The organism is Mesorhizobium sp. WSM3873 (assembly GCF_001672445.1).
Lineage (GTDB): Bacteria > Pseudomonadota > Alphaproteobacteria > Rhizobiales > Rhizobiaceae > Mesorhizobium.
Genome location: NZ_LYTM01000012.1, coordinates 272,623 through 298,869, shown reverse-complemented (window position 1 = coordinate 298,869; position 26,247 = coordinate 272,623). Strand labels below are relative to the sequence as shown.

Genomic DNA, 26,247 nt, shown 5'->3' with positions numbered 1-26,247 from the left:
ACGCCGGCTAGACAACCAGTGGCGTAAGTCCTCCGTCCATGGTCAGCGAAGCGCCCGTCACGTAGGAGGATCTTGCGCTGGCGAGGAAAAGCGCCGCATCGGCCACCTCTTCAGGATTTGCGTAGCGCCGCAGCGGAATTCGCTGCTCGTTCAGCCGCAGCAGTTCTTCCGGCGTCTTGCCCGTCACCCTGGATTCGACTTCAAGCGACAATTGCAGGCGTTCGGTCATGGTGGCGGCCGGATTGATCACGTTCACCCTTACGCCTGCATGCCCCCACGCCGCTGCCAGCCCCGCCGAGGCGAGCATCAGCGCCGCGTTGGCGGCGCCTCCCGGCAAATGCATGGGCGACGCGATCTTGCCGCCGGTGCCGACTATGTTGACGATCGTGCCGGCGCCCCGCGCCACCATCAGCGGCAGGACGTAGTCGGTGACGTTCATGTAGGTGAAGAACTTCGCGTCCATCGCGACACGCCATTTGTCCGGCGTCAGTTCGTCGGGGGCAACTCTCCTGGCGCCACCGGCCGAATTGACCAGGGACGCGATCGGCCCCACCTGCTCCTCGAGCGCGGCGACCATTTCCTTTGCCGCAAGCCCGTCCGACAGATCGGCGGCGAAACTCGTTGCCGACAGCCCCTCGGCGGCCAGCTTTTTCTTGGCGTTGTCGAGGTTCTCCTGGCTGCGTGACACAATCACCACGCGGGCCCCTTCCCTGGCAAAGGCGCGTGCGCAGGCCAGCCCTATTCCCTTGCTGCCCCCGGTTATCAGGACAATTTTCCCGTCGAGCTCGAGGTTCATTTCAGTGATCCTGTTTCTGGCCGCCAGCGGAGTGGACATTGATCGGGGTTCCGCCCGCGAAGGCTACGATCTGGTCGAACGCATTGCCGTACGCGAACTCATAGTTGTCGCGCTCGATATAGCCGAGATGCGGCGTGCACAGGGCGTTTGGAAGCCTGAGCAGGGCGTCGTCCGGATTGGTGAGCGGCTCGCGTTCGAACACGTCGACCGCCGCCTTGCCGGGGCGACCGCTCTTCAGCGCCGCCACCAAAGCGCCCGGCTGGATCAGTTCGGCACGGCTGGTGTTCACAAGCAAAGCGGTCGGCTTCATCAAGGCCAGGTCGTCAGGCCCAATCGCGCCGCTGGTCTCGGCATTCAGCCGCAGATGCAAGCTGAGAACATCCGACAGCCTGAACAGGGACGGCTTGTCTTGTGCCACGCTGAAACCCTCGGCCTTAGCGCGATCCAACGAGCCTTGGCGCCCCCAGATCAGCACCTCCATGCCGAAGGCCTTGCCGATCCGCGCCACCATCGAGCCCAACCGGCCGAAACCATAGATGCCGAGGACGCGGCCGCGCAGGCCGAGGCCTATGGTGGTCTGCCAACGGCCTTGCCGCAACGACGCGCTCTCGAAAGGAATGTTGCGCATCGCCGCAAGAATCAGCCCCCAGGTGAGTTCGACCGTCGAATAGGACGGACGCGACGTCAGAGCGGACGAAACGACGACACCGTGCCTGTCGCAGGCCGCCAGATCGATGTGGGGAATGTGGCCGTTCTGGCTTATGAGCTTCAGCTTGGGAAGGCGGCTCAGCAAAGCTTCGTCGATCTTGGTGCGCTCGCGCATCAGCACCAGGACGTCCGCCTCCGCCAGGCGATCTGCCAGAATGTCGACATCCTCGATGATATCGGTCCAGATCGTGACGTCGTGGCCGTCCAGCCTGGAGAAGCAGTCCAGCGTGCGGACCACGTCCTGGTAGTCGTTGATGATGGCGACGCGAAGCTTTCTCACGGGGTGACCTATCGCCTCATGCATTGCCCGGCAAATCCGCAACGGAGGTACCGGCGTCGATTGCTTCGCACTTGGCCTCTTCAAGCGCCGACTTCCTCAGCGCCTTTGCCAGAACTTCGGCGGCCCGGGCAATCGGGATGAAGCAGACGCCGGTTTCGTCCGCAACGACGATATCGCCTGGAGCAACGCGCACGCTGGCGACTTGGATTTCGCCGTTGATCTCCACGGTCTCGATGCGCCATTTGCCGGTGACAGGCGTTATCTCGGTGGCCCAAAGCGGATATCCGACCCGCCGCGAATGCCCGAGGTCGCGAACGCCTCCGTCCACGATTGCTCCGGCCTCGCCCTGCCGTTTTCCGGTTTGGGCCGAAATTCCGCCCATGTTCGAAACGCCGGCAACGCCCTCGATCACCACAACGTCGCCCGGCAGCGCCAGGTTGTGGGCCTCGAACTCCGCCATCCGGTTGACGTGGTTTTTCGCCGTTTCGTAGACATGCTCGCGTTGCAGGATGTTGCGCACCGTAAGCGCCGGACCGACGATCGACACCGAAGGCAGGGTCGGCTTCAGAACCGATGCGCCAACCGCGCCGGTGATACCGAGCTCATCCATGATGTCCGAGATGACGCTGGTGGCGTCGCCGATCCGCTTGAAGCCGTCGATCAGATCCTTCGGCGGGCGCGGTACCCGCATCAGTCGAATGCGGTCGCGACTGATCTTGCCGGTGAGCTTCGGCAGCACATCCGCGAGAGCTGTATCATTCATGCCTTATCCTCCGATCAGCGGCATCAGGATGGCTTGCCGCCATCAATGCGTCCAATTTAGAATCGACCAATGCATCATTTGCTGGGTGAATAACGTGCGCCTTGATCTGAACCTGATTGCGGTCCTTGAGGCCATCATGCTGGAGAGGAATGTGACACGTGCGGCCTCGAGCCTGGCGATGAGCCAGCCGGCGGTCAGCAATGCGTTGCGTCGAGCCCGCCGCCTCACTAAAGATCAACTTTTCCTCAAGACGGCAACGGGGGTCCAGCCCACCGCTCGCATGGTCGCGATGTGGCCCGACCTTCATCGCTCGCTCACGGCAATTCGCGCTTCTTTCGCGCCCGACGAGTTCGATCCCGCGTCGGATGCGACCAGTTTTCGCATTGCCGTCACCGACAGTCTCGCGATGGAAGGCGTCAGCGAAATTACGCTGAAATTGCAGGCCGCGGCGCCGCGCGCCCGCGTTTCCTTCGCGGTGCATACCCATGAAGGCTCCCTGGAAGGAATCGATCGCGGCACCCTTGACTGCGCCGTGGGCATGTTTGCCTCGCTGCCAAGAGAAATGCATGTACGGAGCCTGCGGACGGATCGCTATGTCTGCGTCATGCGCGGCGGACATGACCTGGCTGATTGCCTGACGCTCGATCGATTCACGGCCGCGGCACACGTCTTGGCGACCCCGTCCGGTCTGGAACGCGGCTTGGTGGATGGCTGGCTCAGCCTGACGGGACGGACAAGGACGATCGCCGTTGTGGTCAATCACTTTGCCGACGCGCTGAAGATTGTCTCGCGTAGCGACCTCATCACCTGCGTGCCGCTCGGCTTCTTCAATGGACCGTGGCGAACGATTGCGGATGGACGTGACCTGGTGGTGTGCGAGTTGCCGTTCGAAACCGAGAAGCTGCTCTACAAGCTGATCTGGCACGAACGACTGCAGCAGCACCCCGCCCACCAATGGTTTCGCGCGCTCGTGACGGACGCCTGCGGTTCGTCCTTCGATGGCTAGCTGGTTGGAGAAGCGCCGCTCGTGGGAACGACATGATCTTACGGCGGAAGCGACATCCAGGATGTCACTGGCGCAGATGGATCCGGCTTCCTCGCGGCACCAGTTCTAACCGTTCAGGGGCACATATGAGTAGACGTTCGCGGCGTCGCGCCGGACACGGCCAAGCCCAGGAAACGATATGTGGGCGCCGCCTACGATATAGCCGCTGTCAGCCGCATCGGCGAACGCGCGCTCGTGCACGCGCTCGGCTTCCGATGCGTCGGCGTCATACTGGATCGTGATGGACGGGTCCTTGAATTGTACCGCGGCGACATGCACGACGTCGCCCCACAGGACGATCTTCTCGCCTTTGCTCTCGACCACATACATTGTATGTCCAGGTGTGTGGCCATAGGCGGTTTGTGCGCGCACGCCGGGCACCAGATCGGTGTTGCCATCGAAAACGGCGAGCTTGCCCGCTTGCAGATATGGCCCGATCGATGCCATGGCGGCCTGAAAGAACCGCTTCGCTTCAGCGGGAGCCGCGTGCATGTTTGCCTCGCTCAGCCAATAGTCGGTGTCGCGCTTTTCGACACGCACGACGGCGTTGGGGAAGGCTCTCTGGCCGTCGACCATGAGACCGCCGACGTGGTCGGTGTGCAGGTGCGTGAGGTAGATCTCATCGATCTGCTCCGGCCGATAGCCTGATGCGCTGAGATTGCTCAGCAGGTGGCCGGTGCCAGGGCCTAACAGAGACCCGGCACCAGCGTCGATCAGCGCCAGCCTGGCTCCGGTATTGACGAGAAAGGAATTGTGCGACGTCTCGACGACCTCGGTGAGATAGTTGCGTTTGAGTGCTTCCTCGATCCGCGCCGGGTCGCCCTGCAGCAACTTCGTCGCGGGGAGCATATTGCTGCCATCGGACAGCGCCGTTATCTCAAAATCGCCGAGCGTCAAACGATGGAACCCAGGTGCCTGGCTTTTGGCCATGGGCGCGCCAGCGAACAACGGCGTCGCCAGGCCGCAGGCCAGACAAAAGCAGCCGGCGGCCAAAAATGCGCGGCGGCTCGGATTGACGATGTCGCCGCTGGTCAGCCGGGGCTCGGCACCTCCGGTGGCGTCGAACAGGTGATCGAGAATCTTGCGAGGGGCGGTCATCCCAGAGCTCCATGTGCTTTTCGTCGAGGCCGCGACCCACCTGCGCCGAGGCCGATTTGCGCGCACAGCGTTCCCGAGATGGGTTACGCCGTCCAATTCAGAGTTCGCCGTCAGCATCATCACCCAGTTGAATGACGAATGCGCGGACGACCATCGCCCACCTAAAGCTCGCGATCGGTCCGTTCCTTCAGCCGCGGCGGCTCAGATCCGTGATTCCCACGCTGTTCCGGCATTTGAAATCACATCTCCACGGGCTGGGTGTCGGCCTGATCCTTGTTGAACCGCGGCAGCAGCCCGGTGCACAGGACCAGCATGACGACAATGACGAACTGACATGCGATGACTGTGCCGAAGGCGTGCGAAATGCTCGCCGGCTCCAGTGCCAGGTAGAGCGTGCCCAAGGTTGCGACCCCGAGCGCCAGGCCCGACTGCTGTAGGGTGATGAGGACGCCGCTGCCGACGCCCGCCAGATGCTTGGGGACATCGGCGAGCACGGCCCGGAACAAGCCCGAAAACAACATCGATTGTCCGGCCCCGATCACGACCAGCGGCACGGCAAATTCGAGGAGGCTCACCCTTGGCCAACTGGACACGGTGATTGCGATCAACGTGACCAGTCCAAGCGCCTGCAGGAGACCCCCGGCCGCGAGCGCCCCACGACCGAAACGGCCGATGATGCGCGGGCTGACCACTGAACCGATGAAGAACATCGCCGCCATCGGCAGGATTGCGAGGCCGCTTTCGAGCGGGTTGGCGCCGAGTCCGTTCTGGACGGTGAGCGCGAAGACGAACATGAAGGCGCCGAAGCCGACGCTGAACAGCGTGATCATGGCCAGGCCGCGCGACATCGAGGGCAGCTTGAGCAGCGACGGCGGCAGCAACGGCATCTCGCCGCGCGCTTCGGCGGCCCTTTCGACGGTGACCGTCGCGACGGCAAGCAAGACGGCTGCAGCCAGCATTGCCCACGTCCATGCCGGCCAGCCGAGCGAATGGCCTTCGGTCAGCGGCACCAGCAGAGCCGTCAGCGTGGCGGCGAAAAGTATAGTGCCGGCGACGTCGATGCCCGCGGGGTGCGGCGAGCGGTTGGCTGGCACGACCGCCCGCGAGGCGAAGAACACCATGACGCCGAGCGGGATGTTGATCAGGAAGATCGGCCGCCAGGATGTGCCGAACAGATTGGCGCTGACCAGCAGTCCGCCGGCGAGTTGGCCGACAACCGCGGCGATGCCCGAGGTGGCGCCGTAAAGCGCGATGGCCCGGGTCTTGCGTTCGCCTTCCAGGGTGGCCTGGAAGGTCGCAAGCACCTGCGGCACGAGCATCGCCGCCATTGCGCCCTGGACCAGGCGCGCGGCGATAAGGAGATCGATGGTGGGTGCCAGACCACAGGCGAGAGAGGCGAGGATAAACCCGGAGAGCCCGACCAAGAACAGGCTATGGCGTCCAAAACGGTCGCCCAGCCTGCCGCCGAGAACGAGCATGGCGGCGTAAGCCACACCATAGACTGAAACCACCAGCTCAAGTGCGGCCGGCGTCGCCTGCAGCGAGGTGGCGATGGTCGGCAGCGCCACGTTGACGATGAAAAAGTCGGCGATCGGCAGGAAGGCGCCGGCGAGCAGAACGTACACGCCAATCCCGTGCAGCCCGCCGGCGCGGGCCATGGAACGAGGTGTGTGCCAAGCGTGCCCGGCGGCGGTTGTCGAGTTGGTCATCCGAACCTCCAGATGTGTATGAAAACATAGTTATATGATCATAATGATTATGTTCATATACATAGACGTTGGAAGTCTGTAAACTGCGCCCTATGGAAACCGACCAGGAATCGTCCGCTCGCAAAGCTCCCCCGGCTGTTCGCTGGGCGGACCTGGCCGACTTGATTCTCATCATTGCCCGTGAGATTCAATTTCGCGGTTACCGGGACGAAAAAGCGCTGTCGCTGTCGCAATCGGAGGGCATGGTGATGCGCCACCTCGTTGCGCACGCTTCCGCAACGCCCAGCCAGATCGCGACGGCGACCGGGCTGCAGCGCACCAATGTTTCCACCGTGCTGCGCGACCTGGAAGGCAAGGGGCTGATCGAGCGCCATGTCGACCCGCAAGATCGCCGGGGCGTCAGCGTCCACCGCACCCGGCGGGGAGCCCACAATTACGCCCTGGTGCGCAAGGAGTGGGCAACTGCCGTATCCGAGGCCGCCGGCGGCGACACACGCAATCTCAATGCCGCGCTTGAGCTTCTCAGATCCATCGAAGCCGGCCTGACCGCAACGCGACCGATAGACAGCGACGGTCCGGGGCGAGGTTCCGCCCGCCGCCGGAACCTCTAGTCGCGGTCAAACGTGGGATTCGCCTGTTCAGAACCGGGCCGAGCTGAAGGCGGACAGCAATGTGCTGTCCTTTCCGTGAATCACGTCGGCGACTAGTCGGGCAGTAATTGGTGCGAGGGTGAGTCCGAGGTGACCGTGGCCGAAGGCGTAGATCACGTCCGGCGATTTCCTCGAGGGTCCGATCACAGGGCGCGAGTCCGGCAGGGACGGCCGGAAGCCTAGCCATTGCGACGATGGCTGGCTGAGATCGGGGAAGAACTGCCGCACGCCGCGATCGAGCAGCGCCAGCCGGCGCGGATTGGCCGGTGCTTCGAGCCCACCCAGCTCGACGGTGCCGGCAACTCTCAGCCTGCCGTCCATCGGCGTCATGTAGAAACCGAGATCGACCGGGCAGACCGGGCGGTTGAGCAAAGGTGTCGTGGTCGAAAACTCGAGATGATAGCCGCGCTCGGTCTCCAACGGGATCCGGTCGCCGGCCTGGGCGGCGAGCGGCCGCGACCGCGCGCCCGCCGCAATCACCACTTTTTGCGCCGTGACGGCAAGGCCCGGGCCGCTCAGCCACACGCCGCCTGCCCCCGTTGCGAGGCCGGTGACGCTCGCGCGCATGAGTTGAGCACCCCTGGCGGTAGCGGCTGCCGCCAGCCGCGCCATCACCGCCTTGGGATCGCTGACATTGATCGAATCCGGGAAATAGAGGCCGTGGGTCCCAAACGCCGCCAGCCGCGGCTCCAGCGCGCCCACCTGATCGGCGGTCAGAACCTGCTGATGAACGCCGAGCTCGGCGCGCAAAGCCCGTCCACTCTCGGAGGCGGCAAAATCGCTGTCGCGGCGATAGACATAGAGGCAGCCATTGCGACGCATAAGATCCTGAAGTCCGGCCTCCTGCACCATTTCGCCCCAGGCCGGCAGCGCTTCGGCGAGCAAGCCGGCAAGCGCCAGTGCATTGGCGCGGGTTGCCGCCGGCAGCGACTGGCGGACAAAGCGGATGAGCCATGGCGCGAGCTGGAAAAGCGCTGCCCAGCGCAGCGAGAACGGGCTTTCGGGATCGAGCAGCAGCTTCGGCAACGCGTGCAGCAGGCCGGGATTGCCGACCGGCATGCAGGCATATTCGGCAATCGTGCCGGCATTCCCGAACGAAGCGCCCGAGCCGGGCTCGTGCGGGTCGATGAGCAGGACCTCGCGACCCTCGCCGGCAAGGCGCAAAGCGGTCGCCAGCCCGACGACGCCGGCGCCGATGATGGCGATCTCGACTGATTTCGGCGAGGAGGCCATGGTCTCAGACAAAGCCAGGCAGTTGCAGATGGCCGGCGGCGAGCAGCTCGGCCATGGTGGTGAGCGCCGAGCGCAGATCCTCTTGCGATCGCGCCGCGCCGACATTGATGCGCACGCCGTGCTGGACCGGCTCGCGGCCGACGGCGAAGGCATCACCTGGCAGGACGGCGACGCCGCGCTCCAGGCAGGTGCGGGCAAAGCCCGCGCCGCGCCACGGCTCGGGCAGGCGCAGCCAGGCATGGGTCGAGGTCGGCTGGCTCTGGATGTCGAAGCGGCCGAGGATGTCGCTCAGGATAGCCTGACGCTGGCGCAGTTCCTGTTTCTGGATGTCGATGATGCGGGCGGCGGCGCCCTCCTCGAGCAGCCTGGCTCCGATCAGTGCGGTCAGCGGGCTGATGCTCCAGCAGTTGATGCGCAGCGCCGCGGCGACCTGGCCGGCGATCGGGCGCGGGGCGATGACGAAGCCGAGGCGCAGGCCGGGCGCGACGCATTTTGACAGCGCGCCGAGATGGATCGTCAGCTCCGGCTCGAGGCTGGCGAAGGACGGCGGCGGATCGTCGGCCAGCGGCCGGTAGACGTCGTCCTCGATGATCAGCACGTTGTGGCGCCGGGCGACCGAGGCGAGTTCGCGCCGACGCTCCTGGCTCAACGTGATTGTCGTCGGATTGTGCAGCGTCGGCACGAGGAATACCGCGCGCGGGCGAAGCTGCGCGCAAGCCGCCTCGAAGGCGTCCGGCCGCATCCCACCGCGATCCATGGCAACGCCCCTGAGATCAAGCCCGTGCACGCGGCAGAGGGCATTGATGCCCTGGTAGGTCACCTCGTCGGCCAGCACCACCTCGCCCTGCCGGGTGACGGCGCCAAGAACGCAGTCCAGGCCATGCTGGGCGCCGGCGGCGAGCACGACGCGGCCCGGGTCCCCTTCACCGGCGACGGTTTTGAACCAATCGGCGACCGCGACACGACCCCAAAGCGGTCCCTCCGGCGGATGATAATCCTGCAACGAAGCGTATTGGCGATCCTTGGAAAGACGCGGCATCAGCGTCGCAACGGCGTCGAGATAGGCTGACGTAGGCGGCCGGTTGACCGAGAGGTCGATGACGCCGCTCTGGTCGCTCGGCGCTGACACGAAGCCCGGCCGCTCGACGATGTCGCGGGCGGCAACCGTGGTGCCGCGTCCGGGACGCGCCTCAAGAAGGCCTTGCTCCTGCAGGGTGGACAACGCCCGCGTCACGGTCGTGACATTGATGCCCAGGGCGCGCGCGATCTCGCGCTGCGGCGGCAGCCGGTCGCCGACGGCAAGCGTGCCGGCTGCGATGCGTTCGGCGATCGCGTCGGCAAGGCGGCGATAGACAGGGCTTTCGTCCTCGGTGAGGCGAAGATTTTCGAGCATGCGGATTTCGAACTGCGGCTGGTACTGAGTTGTCGGGCATTTAGCATAAGACAACGATCCCGACAATAGAAGTTGTCCTACACTCAACTTCGGAAAATTATCACACAATGCCGCATTTTACGGCTTGACGGGCAAACTTGTCCGCATCTATGGTCGGTTCCAGCCTAATTGTGTGATCATACAAGTCGGACGGCGCGCGTAGTTCGCGGCCGGTACCGGGAGGACGAGGCATGGATCGCAAGCCATTTGATAAATCGCCCGCTGGCAGCCGGGGTTGAGGGCGATGAGCGCCAGCCAAGCCGCTGCGCCGGCCCACGGAGCTGCCACTGCGCGTCCCGTGCTGGCGAGCGCCGGGCCAGGCTTCGTCGAATTCGCCGAGGTCGAGAAATCCTATGACGGGCGGACCTTCGCGGTGACGCGGATGAACCTCAGCGTTGCGCGCGGCGAGTTCTTGACGCTGCTCGGGCCCTCCGGTTCCGGCAAGACGACGACGCTCAATATGCTCGCCGGCTTCGAGCGGCCGACGCATGGCACGATCACGCTGGAGGGCCAGCCGGTCGACCGATTGCCGCCCTATCAGCGCAACATCGGCATGGTGTTCCAGAACTATGCGCTGTTCCCGCATATGACAGTCGAGGAGAATGTCGGCTTTCCGCTGTCCGTCCGCCAGGTGAGCAAGGCGGACATCGCGGCCCGCGTCGGCCGCGTGCTCGACATGGTGCGGCTGAAGCAATTCGGCGACCGCCGCCCGGCGCAGCTTTCCGGCGGCCAGCAGCAGCGCGTGGCGCTTGCCCGGGCGCTGGTGTTCCAGCCGAGCCTGGTGCTGATGGACGAGCCGCTGGGCGCCCTCGACAAGAAGTTGCGCGAGCACATGCAGCTCGAGATCAAGCAGATCCATACCATGCTCGGCGTCACCATCGTCTATGTTACGCACGACCAGAGCGAGGCGCTGACGATGTCCGACCGCGTCGCGGTCTTCAATCAGGGCGGCATCGCCCAGCTCGGCTCGCCTGACGATCTCTACAACACCCCGCAAAGCTCATTTGTGGCGAGCTTCATTGGCGAGAACAACACGCTGGAAGGCGTGGTCGACCGCGTTTCGGGGGAGCAATGCCGCGTCCAGTTGAACGGCGGCGGCGAGATCGCAGCGCTGGCGGTCGGCGTGACGCAAGGCAGTCCCTGCCATGTCGCCGTCCGGCCCGAGCGGCTCAACCTGTCGGCCGCCGCCGATGGCGGCAACGCACTGGCGGCAACTGTCGACGGGCGCATCTATCTCGGCGACCACCTGCGGCTTCTGGCCAGGCTCGCCAATGACCAGGTGCTGACCGTCAAGCTCGGCCCCGAAGCAACGATGGCGAATGGTGAGACCGTGACGGTCTCCTGCGCGCCCAACGATTGCCGCGCCTTTCCGGCCGATGCCGGAACGGGTGGTGCCATTCCAAAACAGGGGAAAACGACATGAAACATCTGAGAACACGTCTGATCGCCCTCGCGGCCGCCACGGCGTGCATGACCATCGCCGGCGCCGCCTTCGCCGAGGAGCTCTCGATTATGGCGAGCGGCGGCGCCTGGCAGGACGCTCAGCGCAAGGCCTGGTTTGAGCCCTTCGCCAAGGAAACCGGCGCCAAGATCCTCGAGCAGGAATATCTCGGCGATCTCGGCAAGGTCAAAGCCATGGTGGAGACCGGCAACGTGCCGATCGACCTGGTGACGGTGGAAACGGCGACCGTGCTGCAGGGTTGCGACGCCGGCATCCTCGAACGGCTCGACTATGCCAAGATCGGGCCGCGCGACAAGTTCATCGAGGGCTCGGCGCTGGATTGCGGTGTCGGTCTCGACGCTTACGGCGACATCCTCGCCTATGACCCGACCGTGCTCAAGGAAGCGCCGACCTCGGTTCTCGACCTCTTTGACACGAAGAAATTCCCGGGCAAGCGCGCCATGCGCAAGTTCCCGGCGCAGAACCTCGAATGGGCGCTGATGGCCGACGGCGTGGCGCCGGCAGACGTCTACAAGGTGCTGGCAACGCCGGAAGGCGTCGACCGCGCCTTCAAGAAGCTCGACACGATCAAGAAGGACATCGTCTGGTGGGATGCCGGCGCGCAGCCGGCGCAGCTTCTCGCCTCCAAGGAAGTGGTGATGACCACCGCCTGGAACGGCCGCATCCAGAACGCCATCGACACCGACAAGAAGCCATTCAAGATCGTCTGGAACAACCAGATCCTCGAATATGACATGATCGCCATTCCGAAGGGCGCGCGCAATCCGGAGCTCGCTTATAAATATCTCGCCTACATCAGCCAGCCCGAGAACAACGCCAAGCTCGCCAGCTACATCACCTACGGGCCGGTGCGCACCGACGCGGCATCCTTCGTAGCGGCTGACGCCTTGCCCAAACTGCCCAACGCTCCCGACCATCTAGCAGGCGCCTATCTGGTCGCCGACACCGAGTTCTGGGGCGACTATGGCGAGGACCTCGTCAAGCGCTTCAACGCCTGGCTGGCCCAGTAGGAAGGCGAGATGTCGGCGCTCCAGCCCAGCGAACTCGACCGGCCGACGCTGGCCCGCGACCGGTCAGCCGCCGACGCGGATCTCAAATCAGTGTCGGCGGCGCTCCGGCGCGCCGAATTCGGCGACCGGATGCGTTCGCTGCTGCTGGCCACGCCGCTGCTCGTCCTTCTGGCGCTGAGCTTCGGCATCCCGATCCTGCTGCTGCTGTCACGCGCCGTCTATGATCCGACAATCGCGGATGCCTTGCCCAAGACGACCGTGGCCCTGGCCGGCTGGAGCGGCCAGGGCCTTCCGGGCGACGATGCGTTCGCGGCGCTCGCGGCGGACCTCAAGGACAACCAGGCCAAGGGCACGGCCTATGAGCTTGCCAAGAGCCTGAACGCCCGCTTGCCTGGCGCGCGCAGCCAGGTGCTGAAGACGGTGCGCAAGCTCGAAAGCGCCGACGGCCAAGCCGCGCTCGAGGCCATGAAATCGGTGCCGTTCTGGTCGGCGCCGTCGACATGGCCGACGATCCGGAGCGGCACAAACAGCCTCACTTCGTTCTATCTGCTCAGCGCGCTCGACCTGCGCTGGAACGCCGCTGGCGGCATCGAACGGGTGCCGCCGGAGCAGGCGATCTTCATCCAGGTGTTCCTGCGCACCTTCTTCGTCGCGGCGTCGGTGACGCTGGCAACGCTGATCCTCGGCTTTCCGCTCGCCTATCTCATCGCCAACGTGCCGAAGGGATTGGCGGCCATCCTGATCGTCGCCGTGCTTCTGCCTTTCTGGACCTCGATCCTGGTGCGCACCGCAGCCTGGACGGTGCTGTTGCAGAAATTCGGGCTCGTCAATGATTTCCTGCTTTTTATCGGCGTCACCAGCGACCGGCTCGACCTGATGTACAGCCGCATCGGCCTGATCATCGCCATGACCCATATCCAGCTGCCGTTCACGTTGCTGCCGATCTACAGCGTCATGCGCACCATCCCGCCGTCGCAGATGAAGGCCGCCTATTCGCTGGGCGCCAGGCCGTTCACCGCCTTCCGCCGCATCTACATTCCGCAGGTGTTCCCGGGCGTGATGGCCGGATGCATGCTCACCTTCATCCTGTGCCTCGGCTATTACATAACTCCGGCGCTGATCGGCGGGGCGAGCGATCAGCTGATCAGCAATTTCATAGCCAACTACGTCAATGTCGAACTGAACTGGGAGATGGCGGCGGCGCTGTCCTTCATCCTTCTCGTCTTCACGCTGGCGCTGTTCGGCATCTTTGCCCGTATCCTCGGCCTCGACCGCCTTAAGCTGGTGTAACCATGCTTTTGTCCCCCTACCCCACGACCGGCGAACGCATCCGCATCGTCCTGCTCTGGCTGTGGTGCGGGCTTGTAATCCTTTTCCTGCTGGTGCCGATCCTGATCCCGGTGCCGCTTTCCTTCAACAGCGGCTCCTTCTTCATCTTCCCGCTCGAAGGCCTTTCGACGCGCTGGTACGAGGTGGTGCTTGGCACGCAGCGCTGGCAGGCGGCAATCGGCAACAGCCTGATCGTCGCCTTGGGCACGACAGTGATCGCGACGACGCTCGGCACGCTGACGGCGATTGCGCTGTCCGACGAGAAGTTCCCCGGCCGGCGCATTATCATGCCGCTGCTGCTGTCGCCGCTGATCGTGCCGGTTGTGATCACTGCCGTCGGCTCATACCTGTTTTACGCGCGCGTCGGTCTGGCCAGCACCTATGCCGGCATCATCCTGGCGCACACCGCTCTGGCCAGCCCCTTCGTGGTGGTGACGGTGGGCGCCAGCCTCACCGGTTTCGACCGCAATCTGATGCGGGCCGCGGCGATCTCCGGCGCAAAACCCCTGACATCGTTCTTCCGCGTCATGCTGCCGCTGATCCTGCCCGGGGTGCTTTCGGGTGCGGCCTTCGCCTTCGTCACTTCTTTCGACGAAGTTGTCGTCGTGCAGTTCCTGGCCAGCGCCAGCCAGCGCACCATGCCGCTCGAAATGTTCATCGGCTTGCGAGAAAAATTGAGCCCGGCGATCACCGCCGCAGCGACGCTGATGATGGCGCTGTCAATCGTGCTTCTGGTGATCGCCAATCTCCTGGCGCGGCGCGGTCGAACGGCCCGCATTGCATGAAGCGTGGTTGCTGTCGCAGCGCAATGACGGTGAACGGATGCGACTGGAGCAATAGCGATCTTCAACAGAGCTGACGCGCTATTGGCCAACGCTACTGCTGATGCTCAGCGCATGGCAGACATGATCTGCCGTGGCTTCATCGAGCCGTCATGCTCATGCTTCACGTTAGGACAACCGAACACGTTGATCCGATCGTCCCCCAGAAGGCCTCCTGGCCCGGTTCCCGCCAGGCTTTATTTTTCGCTTGCATCCAGCTTCGGTCGTATGGAGCTGATTGCGCTTACGATGGCATCGGCGGCGTGGCAGTCCAAGGCAATATCCAGGATGCCTTCCGTCGTGCGGATCGAAAGGATGCCAAGATTGCCCCCCTCATCGGCAACCGTGTGGACATGGATTTCGGCTGGCACAAAAGGCGATGCCTTTTCCATTGCGCATCCCCCCTTTTCCTGGGGCAACAATCGCGCAGTCCGGCTAAGCATTCAAGCGCGCTTGGGTTGAACTGGCGTGGCCGCAGACACGGCGAGGCGCCGTCGCACTGGTAAGGAATGCTTTGGACTTCGGAAGCTGGGAGACCTTCGGGCTGCGAATGCTCAAGAGCGGGCATTCAGGCTGGCGTGGGCATCGTCGTGGTGACCCATTTGGGAACGCTGCCGATTTCTATCTCGACGGCAGAAATTCTGCTGAGCTGCAGCTTTTGAAACTTAGCAACATGCTCAGGTAATACCCCTAACCTATGCAATCCAGGAGCGCCTCACGAAGGTCGAAATCGGGTCTCAGTGGTCGTGCGCACCATGCTCCTGCAGCGAAAGCCCAAAAGTCCGCACCAGGTCGCTGACCTGCTCCGGTGACAGATAGCGGGGGTTGAGGCCGCGCAGAAGCAGATAGAGCTTTGCCGTTTCCTCCAGCTCTTCGGTAGCGAATACCGCCGCCTCAAGCGTCTCGCCCGCGACAACGGGACCATGGTTGGCGAGCAGCACCGAAGAGTAGCGTCCGGCGAGGCCTTTTATTGCATCGGCTACCGCAGGGTCTCCGGGACGGAAATATGGCACCAAAGCCGTCTGTCCGGCGCGCATGAGATAGTACGGCGTCATTGGCGGCAGCACCGACTTGGGATCGATCTCGGGAAGCATGGTGACGGCCACCGCATGGGTGGAGTGCAGGTGCACAATCGCACCCGCTGCTGCCCGCGTCTCGTAGAGGGCGGTATGCAGGGGGATTTCCTTGGTCGGCGCATCGCCCGCGACGAGTTGCCCTTGCGCGTCGAGCCTGGCAAGGCGAGCCGGATCGAGAAAGCCCAACGATGCGTTCGTCGGCGTCACAAGCCAGCCGCCGTCATCGAGCCGCAGACTGATATTGCCCGATGATCCCGGTGTCAGCCCGCGCTCGAATAGGGAACGGCCGAAGCGGCATATCTCTTCGCGAAGTTTTGCCTCGCTCATGTTGTGGCTCCCTCGATCAGTTCGAACCCGAGATCGATCTTCGTCGGCGGCCCGTCGGAGCAGACCAGCCGAGCACCGGTCTCTCCGACCGCGACGCGTGGCGTCCGGATGGTGGAAAGCGGTTGTGGCGCCGCGCGTGCGACGTCCAGGCCGTTATAGCCGAAAATCGCCAACCGGCCGGGGATGGCGATGCCGCGGGCAAGGCAATGGAAATAACCGCCAATCGCCATGTCGTCGTTAGAGAAATAGACGGCATCGAGATCGGGGGCGCGCCCGAGCAGCCGGCCGAGACCGTCGCGCCCGGCCTCGATCGACGAAGATGAGGGAATGATTTCTTCCGCGGCGACTTCAAGGCCCGCCTCTGCGAGTGCCGAGCGAAATCCGGTGAAGCGTTTGGCGGCGCGCAGATCGCGGCTGAGATCGTGGCCCACATAGCCGATGCGCCGATAGCCGCGCGAGACCAGATGACGCGCGCTCGCGCTTCCCGCCCCGCGGTTGGAATAGCCGACGACGATATCGATGCCATCGCCATCGGAATCGAGTAGTTCGGCGACCCTGATGCGGGCGTGCCTGAGCATTGCCACGGTACGCTCGGTGTGTTCGAGCCCGGCCACCATCATGCCTGCCGGACGCCAGCTAAGCAGCGACTCGATGAGGGTTTCCTCGCGGCCCTGTTCGTAGTCCGTCACCGCGACGACAGGTTGGAACCCGGCGCCCACCAGCACCGTGTTGGCGCCGCGCAGCATGTCCGGAAAGACGATGTTGCTGAGCGACGGTATCACGATCCCGACCAGCTTGGAGCCGGTCGAGGCCAGCGTGCCGGCGATGCGGTTCGGCACATAGCCGAGGCTTCTCGCGGCATTGAGGACGCTCTCGCGTGTCTTGGCCGAAAATGAACCGTGCCCGCGCAACACGCGCGAGGCGGTGCTCTCGCCGACGCCGGCCGCGCGTGCGACATCGGTAAGGGTCGTCGTCCCCGTCGGCGTGCCGTCGGCCAGCTCGTCGGCCACTTTCGATCTCCCCGCTGGAGCGCGACGTCGCACTGGACCGTCCTCGCCTCCGTCCATCCTCTTTTGCCATGTCGCGGCAACCTTTTCAAACAATTGTTGGCAGCGCTGCCACTTTTTCGTTGGCAGCGCTGCCAATCCATGTTACCCAGTTACGCAAGCGCTGCCAAAACCGCCACCGGCGGGGCACGCTGACACCCCATTCACAGTCAAGGGAGGAACCAATGACCGTGCTTACACCTGCGCTACCGGCGCAAGCCGTAGCTGAAATCGAAACGAGGAGAACCGCCTACAGCAAGGTCTTCTGGCGCATCGTGCCGTTCCTGATGCTGTGCTACGTCGTTGCCTATCTCGACCGCGTCAACATCGGCTTCGCCAAGCTGCAGATGTCGGCCGACCTCGGCTTCAGCGAGACCGTCTACGGCCTCGGCGCCGGCATCTTCTTCATCGGCTATTTCCTGTTCGAGGTGCCAAGCAACGTCATTCTTCACAAGGTCGGCGCGCGCATGTGGATCGCGCGCATCATGATCACCTGGGGTTTGATCTCAGCTGGCTTCATGTTCGTCACGTCCGCGCCGACATTCTACCTGTTGCGCTTTCTGCTGGGCGTCGCCGAAGCCGGGTTCTACCCGGGGATCATCCTTTTCCTCACCTACTGGTATCCCTCGCATCGCCGGGCCAAGATCATCGCGGTGTTCATGTCCGCGATCCCGGTCTCGGGCATATTGGGCAATCCTCTTTCCGGCTGGATCATGGATTCGTTCGATGGCGCCCACGGCCTCGCCGGATGGCAATGGATGTTTCTTATCGAGGCGGTTCCAGCCGTCCTGCTCGGCATCGCTGTCTTGTTCTTCCTCGACAACAGCATTCGTCAGGCCAAGTGGCTGAGCGAAACGGAAAAGCAGGCCCTCGAGCAGGAGATCGCACGCGAGGAGCGTCACAAGGAGAGTGGGCACTCGGTAGCCAGTATCTTCCGCGATCGCCGAGTTTGGCTGATGTGCCTGATCTACTTCACCTTCGTGATGGGCCAGTACGGGCTGACTTTCTGGATGCCGACGCTGGTCAAGGCGACCGGCATCACCGGAAACTTCAATATCGGACTGATCAGCGCGATCCCCTTCATCTGTGCCGTCGTGGTCATGAATCTGTTCGGACGCAGCGCTGACAGGCATCGCGAGCGCCGTTGGCACCTGGTCGTTCCGGCACTGCTCGGGGCCGTCGGTTTCGTCGTCGCGGCCGCCAGCTCGAATCTGACGATCGCCATCGCCTTCCTATCCGTTGCAGCGGCCGGAGCGATCACCTGCGCGCCGCTGTTCTGGTCGCTGCCGACGTCATTTCTCGCCGGGACGGGTGCCGCGGCAGGCATTGCGCTCATCAACTCGGTCGGCAATCTGGCCGGCTTTGTTAGCCCGTATCTCGTCGGCTACCTGAAGGATTTGACCGGCGCAACGCAGGTCGGCATGTATGCGCTCGCCGCAATCCTGGTGCTCGGCGCGGTCCTGGTGCTGACGACGCCACCCAAGCTGGTCAATCGCTAAACCGGCTTGCGTTTCGAATAAGGATCTTCGTGATGACCGTTTATGATCGAAGCAAGGAAAACCCCGCCGGGGCAAGGACGAACCGGGCCGCCCTGATCGGCATCGGTTCCATGGGACTTGGCATGGCCATGTCGCTCAGGCGGGCCGGGTTTGAAGTGGCTGGCTTCGACGTGGACGCCGCGGCCGTCGCCCGGCTCGTCGACGCGGGCGGCCGAGGCGCGGCAAGCCCCGCCGAGGCCGCTGAAGGTGCCGACGTCGTCGTGTCGGTGGTCGTCAACGCCGCGCAAACGGAGGCCATCCTGTTCGGTACGAACGGCGTCGCCGAAACCATGGACGAGGGCGCGGTTTTCGTCTCCTCGGCCACGATCGATCCCGATGCGGTGCGCCGCCTTGCCACGCCGCTCGAAGCGACGGGACGGCTCTATCTCGACGCGCCGATCAGCGGCGGGTCGGTGCGCGCCGCCGAGGGTGCGCTCACCATTCTGGCCTCCGGCAGCCCTGCCGCCTTCGCCAGAGCGCGGCCGGCACTGGATGCAATAGCCGCCAACGTCTATGAACTCGGTGACGAGCCGGGCGTTGGTGCAGCCTTCAAGATGATCAACCAGTTGCTTGCTGGCGTGCATATCGCGGCGGCCAGCGAAGCCATCGCATTTGCCGCCCGGCAAGGGCTGGACATCCGCAAGGTCTACGAGGTGATAACTGCCTCCGCAGGCAATTCGTGGATGTTCGAGAACCGGGTGCCGCACGTGCTGGACGGCGACTACACGCCGCGCAGCGCGGTCGACATCTTCGTCAAGGACCTCGGCATCATTCAGGATATGGCTCGCAGCGCCAAATTTCCGGTGCCCGTGGCCGCGGCCGCGCTACAGATGTTCCTGGCGACCTCGGCGGCTGGAATGGGCCGCGACGACGACGCATCCGTGGCCCGGCTCTACGCAAAGATCACCGGCACCGAACTGCCTACCACCCGCAAACCTGGCCAACCGGCCTGACATCGGCCTGAGGAAGACTGGATCGCCCATGCCCCGCTTTGCCGCCAACCTGACAATGATGTTCAGCGAGTGGCCGTTCCTGGATCGGTTCCAGGCGGCCGCCGATGCCGGCTTCCGTGCGGTCGAATTCCTGTTTCCTTACGAGCACACGCCCGAGGCGATCGGCGAGCGCCTTCGCAGATACGGTTTGACCCAGGCTCTGTTCAATTTGCCGCCTGGCGATTGGGCCGCCGGCGAGCGAGGATTGGCCGCCTTGCCCGATCGATTTGCCGAGCTCCAGGCCGCCGTCGCGTTTGCCCTTCCCTACGCGGAGGCCACGGGCGTGAAGCGTCTGCATTTGATGTCGGGGCTCGCCGCTCGCGAGGACAGGGCGGCCATGGATGCCTATCGCAAAGCGATCCTCTGGACCGCCGGCAAGCTTGCCGATCGCGGCATCGACCTGGTGATCGAACCGATCAATGGTCGCGACATGGCCGGCTATTTCCTCAATGACTTCGACTTTGCCGAACAGCTCATCGGCGAACTGGCGCTGCCCAACCTCAAGCTGCAGTTCGATGTCTACCACCGCCAGATCCTGCATGGCGATGTCGTCATGGCGTTGCGCCGGCTGCTGCCGATCATTGGCCATGTCCAGATAGCAAGCGTGCCCTCCCGCCATGAGCCGACTTCGGAAGAGCTCAACGACCGGTTCATCTTCGCGGAACTGGACCGGCTGGGCTATGATGGTTTCGTCGGTTGCGAATATCGGCCCAGCGGCACGACACTTGAGGGGCTCGGCTGGTTCGCCCCCTTTGCCGGCGAGCCCCTTCCCCAGGCTGGCATCGGAGTTTCGCCATGAGCCTCGCCCTCGGCGCAATTGCGGACGACTACACAGGCGCGTCCGACCTGGCCAACACGCTCGCCAAGGAAGGCCTGCGCACGGTTCAAACCATCGGCGTTCCGGCCGCAGGTCTCGATCTTCCCGAGGTCGACGCGGTTGTCGTCTCGCTCAAGATCCGTTCGGTTGCGGCAGCGCAGGCGGTGGAGCGCGCCCGCGCGGCCGACCAATGGCTGCGCGCCCGCGGGGCAGCGCATGTGATGTACAAGATCTGCTCGACCTTCGATTCCACCGATGCTGGCAATATCGGCCCGGTGCTGGACGCCTTGCGTCACGACGTGAACGAGAAATCGGTTTTGGTGACGCCGGCCTTTCCGGAAACCGGCCGAACCGTCTACCAGGGGAATCTTTTCGTCGGCGCGGTGCCGCTCAACGAGAGTCCGCTCAAGGATCACCCGCTCAATCCCATGCGCGATGCCAATCTGGTGCGCGTACTCGCCCGGCAGAGCATGGCAGCGGTCGGGTCGATCGACCTCGCGACGGTCGCGCGCGGCGCGGACGCGATCCTCGCGCGCAACGCGGCGATTTCCCAGGATGGGGCCGGAGCGGCGATCGTCGACGCCGTGTTCGAGAGCGATCTTGAAGCGATCGGCGCCGCAGCCTTGGCACAACGCCTGTCGGTCGGAGCGTCCGGCCTGGGATTGGGTCTCGCCCGCGGCCTGGTCGCCGCCGGCACCGCGCAGCGCCATCAACGGACGGTGCTGCGGGATCGGCCGGCCAAGGGGCCCGCGGCGTGCTTGGCCGGCAGCTGTTCGCGGGCGACCCTGACGCAGATTGCCCGCGCCGAAGAGACGATGCCGGTGCTGAGGCTCGATCCGGAAAGGTTGATGAGCGGAGCGGCGGAGACGCACCGTGCGCTCGCATGGGCGGCCGCCCGCTTGGCCGATGGCCCCGTCCTCATCGCCAGCAGTGGATCGCCCGAGGTGGTTTCGGCGCTGCAGGCGCGGCATGGACGTGACGCTGCCGGTCATGTGATCGAGCAGTCGCTGGCGACGATCGCCGAAGGTCTGGTCGAACTCGGCGTGCGCAGGTTGGTCGTGGCAGGCGGCGAGACGTCCGGCGCCGTCGTGGACCAGCTTGCCATTCCCGCCTTCGAGTTGGGCCCCGAAATCGCCGCGGGTGTCCCCGCGCTGCGCGCACTCGGCAGCCCGCACGGCGAGCTGCTGCTTGCCCTGAAGTCAGGCAATTTCGGTGGCGACCGTTTCTTCGCGGACGCCTTGGCCGTTTTGGCATGAGGAGTGACGGGGTCTTGGCTGTCCAAGGATAACTGAGAAGGTCGCGCCAGGGTCGAATGGCAGCGATGGACTGCGAAGAGGCCGCTCCTGCGCCATCAACCGAATGACTGATTTTTGGTCGAAGACGGTGATGCACAATCTCGCGCCCGGCGGACCTGCCGAATGACGGCAGCCGCTACGACCTGCACCGATCGCTGCCGGCAGCGCGCCGGCCGCCGCAGTGGTGCCCTCGAGCGACAATTCGCCCCTTCATAAATCCGTTGTGTCGATTTCGTAGATGAAACAGGGGGGCTTTGTGTAATGCCACTCTCTGGAAAAGGATGGAAAATGTCCAAGATCCCCGGCAAGACCGAAACGATCGACAACGCGGAATCCGCTACTTACGAGCCGTACCGGGTTACCGAGCAGGTTCGCGCTGTCGCCGAACAGGGCGTTGAGCAGGCGAAGGAAGCATTTTCCAAATTGGAATCGAACGCCGAGACGACTCAAAAGGCTCTTGAGTCGACCCTTGAGGTGGCCAAGACCACCCGCAACGAGGTGTCGCTGAAGACGATCGCAGCTCTGCGAGCCAATGCCGAAGCCGGCTTCGCTCACCTCGAAGCACTGGTTGCCGTGAAGTCGCCATCCGAGTTCTTCGAGTTGCAGGCCGCTTTCGTGAACAAACAGATCGACACTTCCGTCGAGCAGGCCAAGACCCTGCAGGCGGTGATGTTGAGAGCCACCGAAGACGTATCCAAGCCGATCAAGGATGCCTTCGAAAAGGCTTTGAAGAACCTCAAGGCCGCTTGACTGCTCAGGCAATCCGAGGCCGGAGGTCGCAGACCTCCTCTGCTCGTTACGACATCAAGACCGGCACCTTCGCGCCGGTCTTCTTCCATTCGGCCGGCGTCCTTTGCACGAACCTCATCCATCGGCCAAGCATCGCTTTTCCAAACAGTTGGCTACGGAAAGGCGCGCAGAGACGGAGACGAAGGCCCGAAATCGGGACGAGGACGCCGCTTTGGTCCTGTAGCTACTTGACCGTTGATCGTTGCAGCCCGGTGCCGGCGATTTCTCCGGGGCTGCTTTCGAAGTCGAAGAGCCTTTGGGTCGCAAGCGCCGCGGCGCCACGCGCCCAGGAATCGTCTGCCCAATCGGGTGCAATCGGCGGCGGGTCCCACATGGCATAACGCTTCAATGCATCGCGCATTGGCCCGAACAGATAGTCGCCAAAGGTCGCAATGGCGGTACGCTGATCCTGTCGGCGTTGAGCGGGACGCGGGACGAGAACAACCACAGCATTCGCGAACAGGCTCCCGGCAAGGCCCTTGCAGCCGTCGTGGGAACGCTGCAACTCGACCCTTACGGCTGCACAATAATCCGGTCCTGAACAAATCGAACCAGCGTCCGTAGACGCCGAACAGATGCTCTTCGAGGCGAAAAATGCGTTCTTCAACCCGCCGCCACAAGGGATCGCAAAAGCGTTTCCTTGGCGGATGACAAGTGGGTCCGGCTGCCAGTTCCAGCGCGCAAGATCGTGGCTCAATGGGCGTCGATGTAAGTCAGATGCTCGATCAAAGCTGCGTGGTTGCGCTGCTTCTCGTCGCCCTTGTTCGAGGCTGGAGAAGTCATGAAATCGAGTTGACAGGATAGCGTCGCATCGTCCAACCTGCGCCCCTCACCAGGGGAGTCCCGGCAAGGGGCTGAGATACTGCTATCGCGCGCAGTGACCCGTTGAACCTGATCCAGTTCATACTGGCGTAGGGACGGTGCGAGGCTTCGCGGGTCGGCAATCCGGCTTCGGCATTCGGGCAGTGCCCGCATCCTAAGCGAAGCGTCACTTCCTCCTCATCGCGTGGACTGGGTCTCCGTTGCACTCGAGCAAGGAGGCTCACTCATGAATGCCCACACCCCGACCGTCACCGTCGGCGAATTGTCCGCTTCGAAGAAGGTCCACAAACCCGGTCAGCTTCACCCGGAGCTGCGGGTGCCGATGCGCGAGATCTCGGTCCACTCGAGCGCCGGCGAGCCGCCGGTCACTGTCTACGACTCGTCCGGTCCCTACACGGACGCCACGGTGAAAACCGACATCGAGCGTGGCTTGCCACGGCTGCGCGAGGCATGGATCGAGGCGCGCGGAGACGTGGGGCGCTACGAGGGCCGCACGATCAAGCCGGAAGACAACGGCTTCGTCTCAGCCGATCGCCTGACGCCGGAATTCCCGGTTCGCAACAGACCGTTGCGCGCGGCCGGCGGCCGCGCTGTCACACAGCTCGCCTATGCGCGCGCCGGCATCATCACGCCTGAGATGGAGTTCGTCGCCATCCGCGAGAACCTCGGCCGTGAGCAGTTGCGTTCGAAACTTCAACGCGATGGCCAAAGCTTCGGCGCCGCGATCCCTGACTTCGTCACGCCGGAATTCGTGCGCGACGAGGTGGCGCGCGGCCGCGCCATCATCCCGTCCAACATTAACCACCCGGAAAGCGAGCCGATGATCATCGGCCGCAATTTCCTGGTCAAGATCAACGCCAATATCGGCAACTCCGCCGTCACCTCGTCGATGGCCGAGGAGGTCGAGAAGATGGTGTGGGCGATCCGCTGGGGCGCCGACACGGTGATGGACCTCTCGACCGGACGCAACATCCACAACATCCGCGAATGGATCGTGCGCAATTCGCCGGTGCCGATCGGCACGGTGCCGATCTACCAGGCGCTGGAGAAGGTCGGCGGCGTCGCCGAGGAACTGACCTGGGAGGTGTTCCGCGACACCCTCATCGAGCAGGCCGAGCAGGGCGTGGACTATTTCACGATCCATGCCGGCGTGCGCCTGCCCTATATCCCGCTCACCGTCGATCGCGTCACCGGCATCGTGTCGCGCGGCGGCTCGATCATGGCCAAGTGGTGCCTGCATCACCACAAGGAGAGTTTTCTCTACGAGCATTTCGAGGATATCTGCGACATCGCCCGGTCCTATGACGTGGCGTTCTCGCTCGGCGACGGCCTTCGCCCCGGCTCGATCGCCGACGCCAATGACGCGGCCCAGTTCGCCGAACTGGAAACGCTGGGCGAACTCACCAAGATCGCCTGGGCCAAGGACTGCCAGGTGATGATCGAAGGGCCCGGCCACGTGCCGATGCACAAGATCAAGCAGAACATGGACAAGCAGCTCGCGGTCTGTGGCGAAGCGCCGTTCTACACGCTCGGGCCGCTCACCACCGACATCGCGCCGGGCTATGACCACATCACATCGGGCATCGGCGCGGCGATGATCGGCTGGTTCGGAACGTCGATGCTCTGCTACGTCACGCCGAAGGAGCATCTCGGCCTGCCCGACCGCGATGACGTCAAGACCGGCGTCATTACCTACAAGATCGCCGCCCACGCCGCCGACCTCGCCAAGGGCCATCCGGCCGCCCAGGTCAGGGACGACGCGCTGTCGCGGGCGCGCTTCGAGTTCCGGTGGGAGGACCAGTTCAACCTCTCGCTCGATCCCGAGACGGCGCGCGCCTTCCACGACGAAACCCTGCCCAAGGAGGCGCACAAGGTGGCGCATTTCTGCTCCATGTGCGGTCCTAAATTCTGCTCGATGCGGATCTCGCACGACATCCGCGCGGAAGCGCAGAAGGAAGGGCTCGCGGCCATGGCTGCGAAGTACCGCGACGGCGGCGATCTCTACATGCCGGTCGACAGCACCTCCGAGCGCACGGACACGCCATGAAGGTGCTCGTTCGCGGCGCTGGCGTCGCCGGATTGACGCTCGCGCACGAGCTGGCAACGCGCGGCGCCGATGTGACCGTGGTCGAGAAACGCCTCGAGATCGCTGGCAATGCCTCCTGGCAGGCCGGCGGCATGCTCGCGCCCTGGTGCGAGCGCGAGAACGCCGAAGAGACCGTGCTGACGCTCGGACGCGGCGCAGCCGACTGGTGGGACGCCGCCTTGCCCGGTCATGTCGCGCGCCGCGGCACGCTGGTGCTGGCGTCTGCCCGCGATGCCGGCGAACTCGACCGCTTCGGCCGCCGCACGTCCGGCTTCAGACAGCTCGGTGCCGGTGAAATCGCGGTTCTCGAACCGGCCCTCGAAGGCCGGTTCGGCCGTGGGCTGTACTTCGCTGAGGAAGCGCATCTCGACCCACGGACGGCTCTGCTTTCCCTGCGCGACAAGCTGCGCGGGATGGGCGCGCGCGTCGAGTTCGGCCGCAACTCGGCGCCGGCATCTCAGGATATCGAGGTGGACTGCACCGGCAGCGGTGACAGGCGACCGGAACTGCGCGGCGTGCGCGGCGAGATGCTGATCCTGCGAACGCACGAGATCTCGCTGGCCCGCCCGGTGCGGTTGCTGCATCCGCGCGTCTCCGTCTATGTCGTGCCCCGCGCGGAAAACCTGTTCATGGTCGGCGCGACGATGATCGAGTGCGATGCCGAAGGCCCGATCACCGCGCGCTCGACCATGGAGCTGCTCGGCGCCGCCTATGCGCTGCATCCGGCCTTCGGCGAAGCCGAGCTGGTCGAAACCGGTGTTGGCGTGCGTCCCGCATTCGTCGACAACTTGCCTCGCGTCGAGCGCGACGGGAGGAATATTCGCATCAACGGCCTCTACCGCCACGGCTTCCTGCTCGCGCCGGCCATGGCGCGGCAGGCAGCCGACCTCATCCTGGGAAATCCTGGAGCAAAGGAGTTTGCCCTTGAAGCTCACCGTTAACGGCCAAGCCCATGAAGTCGCGGCCGAAACGCTTGCCGCGCTGCTCCGCGAACTTGACTTCCAGGGCAGCTGGCTCGCCACCGCGCTGAACGGTGACGTCGTGCCAGCCGGGGAGCGCGACCGCTGCCGGCTCGCCGATGGCGACCGCATCGAAATCCTCTCACCGATGAAAGGAGGCTGAT

General features: G+C 64.2%; 25 protein-coding genes and 1 riboswitch. Of the genes, 14 read left to right on the top strand and 11 right to left on the bottom strand.

Translation table 11 applies throughout. The features are described 5' to 3' along the window. Positions 1-7 precede the first annotated feature (7 nt). Genes A9K71_RS11325 through A9K71_RS11315 form a run of 3 tightly spaced genes read right to left on the bottom strand, consistent with a single transcriptional unit; the run spans position 8 to position 2,547 of the window. Positions 8-796: an SDR family oxidoreductase gene (locus A9K71_RS11325; protein WP_066994728.1), complete on the bottom strand. Its 789-nt coding sequence runs from the start codon at positions 794-796 to the stop codon at positions 8-10. A 1-nt stretch (position 797) separates the two neighbouring features. Further along, the gene (locus tag A9K71_RS11320; RefSeq protein WP_245299585.1) at positions 798-1,784 is read right to left on the bottom strand and encodes a D-2-hydroxyacid dehydrogenase family protein; all 987 of its coding nucleotides are present in this window, start codon (positions 1,782-1,784) and stop codon (positions 798-800) included. Positions 1,785-1,800: 16 nt separating this feature from the next. After that, a complete protein-coding gene (locus tag A9K71_RS11315; protein ID WP_066994722.1) occupies positions 1,801-2,547 on the bottom strand; it encodes an RraA family protein in 747 nt (248 codons plus the stop codon). Positions 2,548-2,641: 94 nt separating this feature from the next. Here A9K71_RS11315 and A9K71_RS11310 point away from each other — a divergent pair, with 94 nt between their 5' ends. Further along, the gene (locus A9K71_RS11310; RefSeq protein WP_245299584.1) at positions 2,642-3,553 is read left to right on the top strand and encodes a LysR family transcriptional regulator; all 912 of its coding nucleotides are present in this window, start codon (positions 2,642-2,644) and stop codon (positions 3,551-3,553) included. A 105-nt stretch (positions 3,554-3,658) separates the two neighbouring features. Here the strand turns inward: A9K71_RS11310 and A9K71_RS11305 are convergent, their stop codons facing one another. Together A9K71_RS11305 and A9K71_RS11300 are read right to left on the bottom strand one after the other, a co-directional pair. Beyond that, entirely contained in the window at positions 3,659-4,690 is a 1,032-nt protein-coding gene (locus A9K71_RS11305; protein WP_082980455.1) for an MBL fold metallo-hydrolase, read from the bottom strand. 239 nt (positions 4,691-4,929) lie between these two features. Beyond that, entirely contained in the window at positions 4,930-6,399 is a 1,470-nt protein-coding gene (locus tag A9K71_RS11300) for an MFS transporter (protein WP_082980454.1), read from the bottom strand. 92 nt (positions 6,400-6,491) lie between these two features. Between A9K71_RS11300 and A9K71_RS11295 the strand changes: the two genes are divergently transcribed. Beyond that, on the top strand, positions 6,492-7,010 hold the full coding sequence (locus tag A9K71_RS11295; RefSeq protein WP_066994716.1) for a MarR family transcriptional regulator: 519 nt from the start codon (positions 6,492-6,494) through the stop codon (positions 7,008-7,010). A gap of 27 nt (positions 7,011-7,037) precedes the next feature. Here the strand turns inward: A9K71_RS11295 and A9K71_RS11290 are convergent, their stop codons facing one another. Both A9K71_RS11290 and A9K71_RS11285 read right to left on the bottom strand, forming a co-directional pair. After that, positions 7,038-8,282, bottom strand: coding sequence for an FAD-dependent oxidoreductase (locus tag A9K71_RS11290; protein WP_066994713.1), 1,245 nt, complete (start codon positions 8,280-8,282; stop codon positions 7,038-7,040). A gap of 4 nt (positions 8,283-8,286) precedes the next feature. Continuing rightward, positions 8,287-9,675 (bottom strand): PLP-dependent aminotransferase family protein, encoded by a 1,389-nt coding sequence (locus tag A9K71_RS11285; protein WP_066994710.1) that lies wholly within the window; start codon positions 9,673-9,675, stop codon positions 8,287-8,289. Between the two features lie 283 nt (positions 9,676-9,958). Between A9K71_RS11285 and A9K71_RS11280 the strand changes: the two genes are divergently transcribed. From A9K71_RS11280 to A9K71_RS11265, 4 genes are read left to right on the top strand one after another with little or no spacing between them, the layout of a single operon-like run. After that, positions 9,959-11,137, top strand: coding sequence for an ABC transporter ATP-binding protein (locus A9K71_RS11280; RefSeq protein WP_082980453.1), 1,179 nt, complete (start codon positions 9,959-9,961; stop codon positions 11,135-11,137). Continuing rightward, entirely contained in the window at positions 11,134-12,186 is a 1,053-nt protein-coding gene (locus tag A9K71_RS11275; protein ID WP_066994707.1) for an ABC transporter substrate-binding protein, read from the top strand. The genes A9K71_RS11280 and A9K71_RS11275 overlap by 4 nt, the downstream gene beginning before the upstream one ends. Before the next feature lie 9 nt (positions 12,187-12,195). Next, positions 12,196-13,476 carry an ABC transporter permease gene (locus A9K71_RS11270; protein ID WP_082980452.1) on the top strand — a complete coding sequence of 427 codons (1,281 nt, stop codon included), beginning with the start codon at positions 12,196-12,198 and terminating at the stop codon, positions 13,474-13,476. A 2-nt stretch (positions 13,477-13,478) separates the two neighbouring features. Then, entirely contained in the window at positions 13,479-14,300 is an 822-nt protein-coding gene (locus A9K71_RS11265; RefSeq protein ID WP_066994704.1) for an ABC transporter permease, read from the top strand. A 233-nt stretch (positions 14,301-14,533) separates the two neighbouring features. Here A9K71_RS11265 and A9K71_RS11260 read toward each other — a convergent pair whose 3' ends face one another. From A9K71_RS11260 to A9K71_RS11250, 3 genes are all read right to left on the bottom strand, one after another. After that, on the bottom strand, positions 14,534-14,728 hold the full coding sequence (locus A9K71_RS11260; RefSeq protein WP_066994701.1) for a hypothetical protein: 195 nt from the start codon (positions 14,726-14,728) through the stop codon (positions 14,534-14,536). A 345-nt stretch (positions 14,729-15,073) separates the two neighbouring features. After that, positions 15,074-15,739, bottom strand: a complete 666-nt coding sequence (locus A9K71_RS11255) for an aldolase (RefSeq protein ID WP_066994698.1) — start codon at positions 15,737-15,739, stop codon at positions 15,074-15,076. Beyond that, positions 15,736-16,749 (bottom strand): LacI family DNA-binding transcriptional regulator, encoded by a 1,014-nt coding sequence (locus tag A9K71_RS11250; RefSeq protein ID WP_066994695.1) that lies wholly within the window; start codon positions 16,747-16,749, stop codon positions 15,736-15,738. Before A9K71_RS11250 ends, A9K71_RS11255 begins: the two co-directional genes overlap by 4 nt. A gap of 221 nt (positions 16,750-16,970) precedes the next feature. Between A9K71_RS11250 and A9K71_RS11245 the strand changes: the two genes are divergently transcribed. The 5 genes from A9K71_RS11245 to A9K71_RS11225 all read left to right on the top strand — a co-directional run bounded on the left by A9K71_RS11245 (position 16,971) and on the right by A9K71_RS11225 (position 22,177). Continuing rightward, on the top strand, positions 16,971-18,284 hold the full coding sequence (locus tag A9K71_RS11245) for an MFS transporter (protein ID WP_066994692.1): 1,314 nt from the start codon (positions 16,971-16,973) through the stop codon (positions 18,282-18,284). 32 nt (positions 18,285-18,316) lie between these two features. Further along, entirely contained in the window at positions 18,317-19,276 is a 960-nt protein-coding gene (ltnD, locus tag A9K71_RS11240; RefSeq protein ID WP_066994689.1) for an L-threonate dehydrogenase, read from the top strand. Positions 19,277-19,304: 28 nt separating this feature from the next. After that, the gene (gene otnI / locus A9K71_RS11235; RefSeq protein ID WP_066994686.1) at positions 19,305-20,114 is read left to right on the top strand and encodes a 2-oxo-tetronate isomerase; all 810 of its coding nucleotides are present in this window, start codon (positions 19,305-19,307) and stop codon (positions 20,112-20,114) included. Further along, positions 20,111-21,388, top strand: a complete 1,278-nt coding sequence (gene otnK, locus A9K71_RS11230) for a 3-oxo-tetronate kinase (protein WP_066994683.1) — start codon at positions 20,111-20,113, stop codon at positions 21,386-21,388. The genes otnI and otnK overlap by 4 nt, the downstream gene beginning before the upstream one ends. A gap of 327 nt (positions 21,389-21,715) precedes the next feature. Further along, positions 21,716-22,177: a phasin gene (locus tag A9K71_RS11225; RefSeq protein ID WP_066994680.1), complete on the top strand. Its 462-nt coding sequence runs from the start codon at positions 21,716-21,718 to the stop codon at positions 22,175-22,177. 223 nt (positions 22,178-22,400) lie between these two features. Here A9K71_RS11225 and A9K71_RS32020 read toward each other — a convergent pair whose 3' ends face one another. Further along, complete coding sequence (locus tag A9K71_RS32020) at positions 22,401-22,913, bottom strand: hypothetical protein (RefSeq protein ID WP_179295196.1); 513 nt, start codon at positions 22,911-22,913, stop codon at positions 22,401-22,403. Between the two features lie 127 nt (positions 22,914-23,040). Then, a riboswitch (TPP riboswitch) is annotated at positions 23,041-23,152 on the top strand. A 112-nt stretch (positions 23,153-23,264) separates the two neighbouring features. Between A9K71_RS32020 and thiC the strand changes: the two genes are divergently transcribed. From thiC to thiS, 3 genes are read left to right on the top strand one after another with little or no spacing between them, the layout of a single operon-like run. Then, entirely contained in the window at positions 23,265-25,085 is a 1,821-nt protein-coding gene (thiC, locus tag A9K71_RS11215; protein WP_066994674.1) for a phosphomethylpyrimidine synthase ThiC, read from the top strand. After that, complete coding sequence (gene thiO / locus A9K71_RS11210) at positions 25,082-26,065, top strand: glycine oxidase ThiO (RefSeq protein WP_066994671.1); 984 nt, start codon at positions 25,082-25,084, stop codon at positions 26,063-26,065. Before thiC ends, thiO begins: the two co-directional genes overlap by 4 nt. After that, on the top strand, positions 26,049-26,246 hold the full coding sequence (thiS, locus tag A9K71_RS11205) for a sulfur carrier protein ThiS (RefSeq protein ID WP_066994668.1): 198 nt from the start codon (positions 26,049-26,051) through the stop codon (positions 26,244-26,246). Before thiO ends, thiS begins: the two co-directional genes overlap by 17 nt. Position 26,247: the final 1 nt, after the last annotated feature.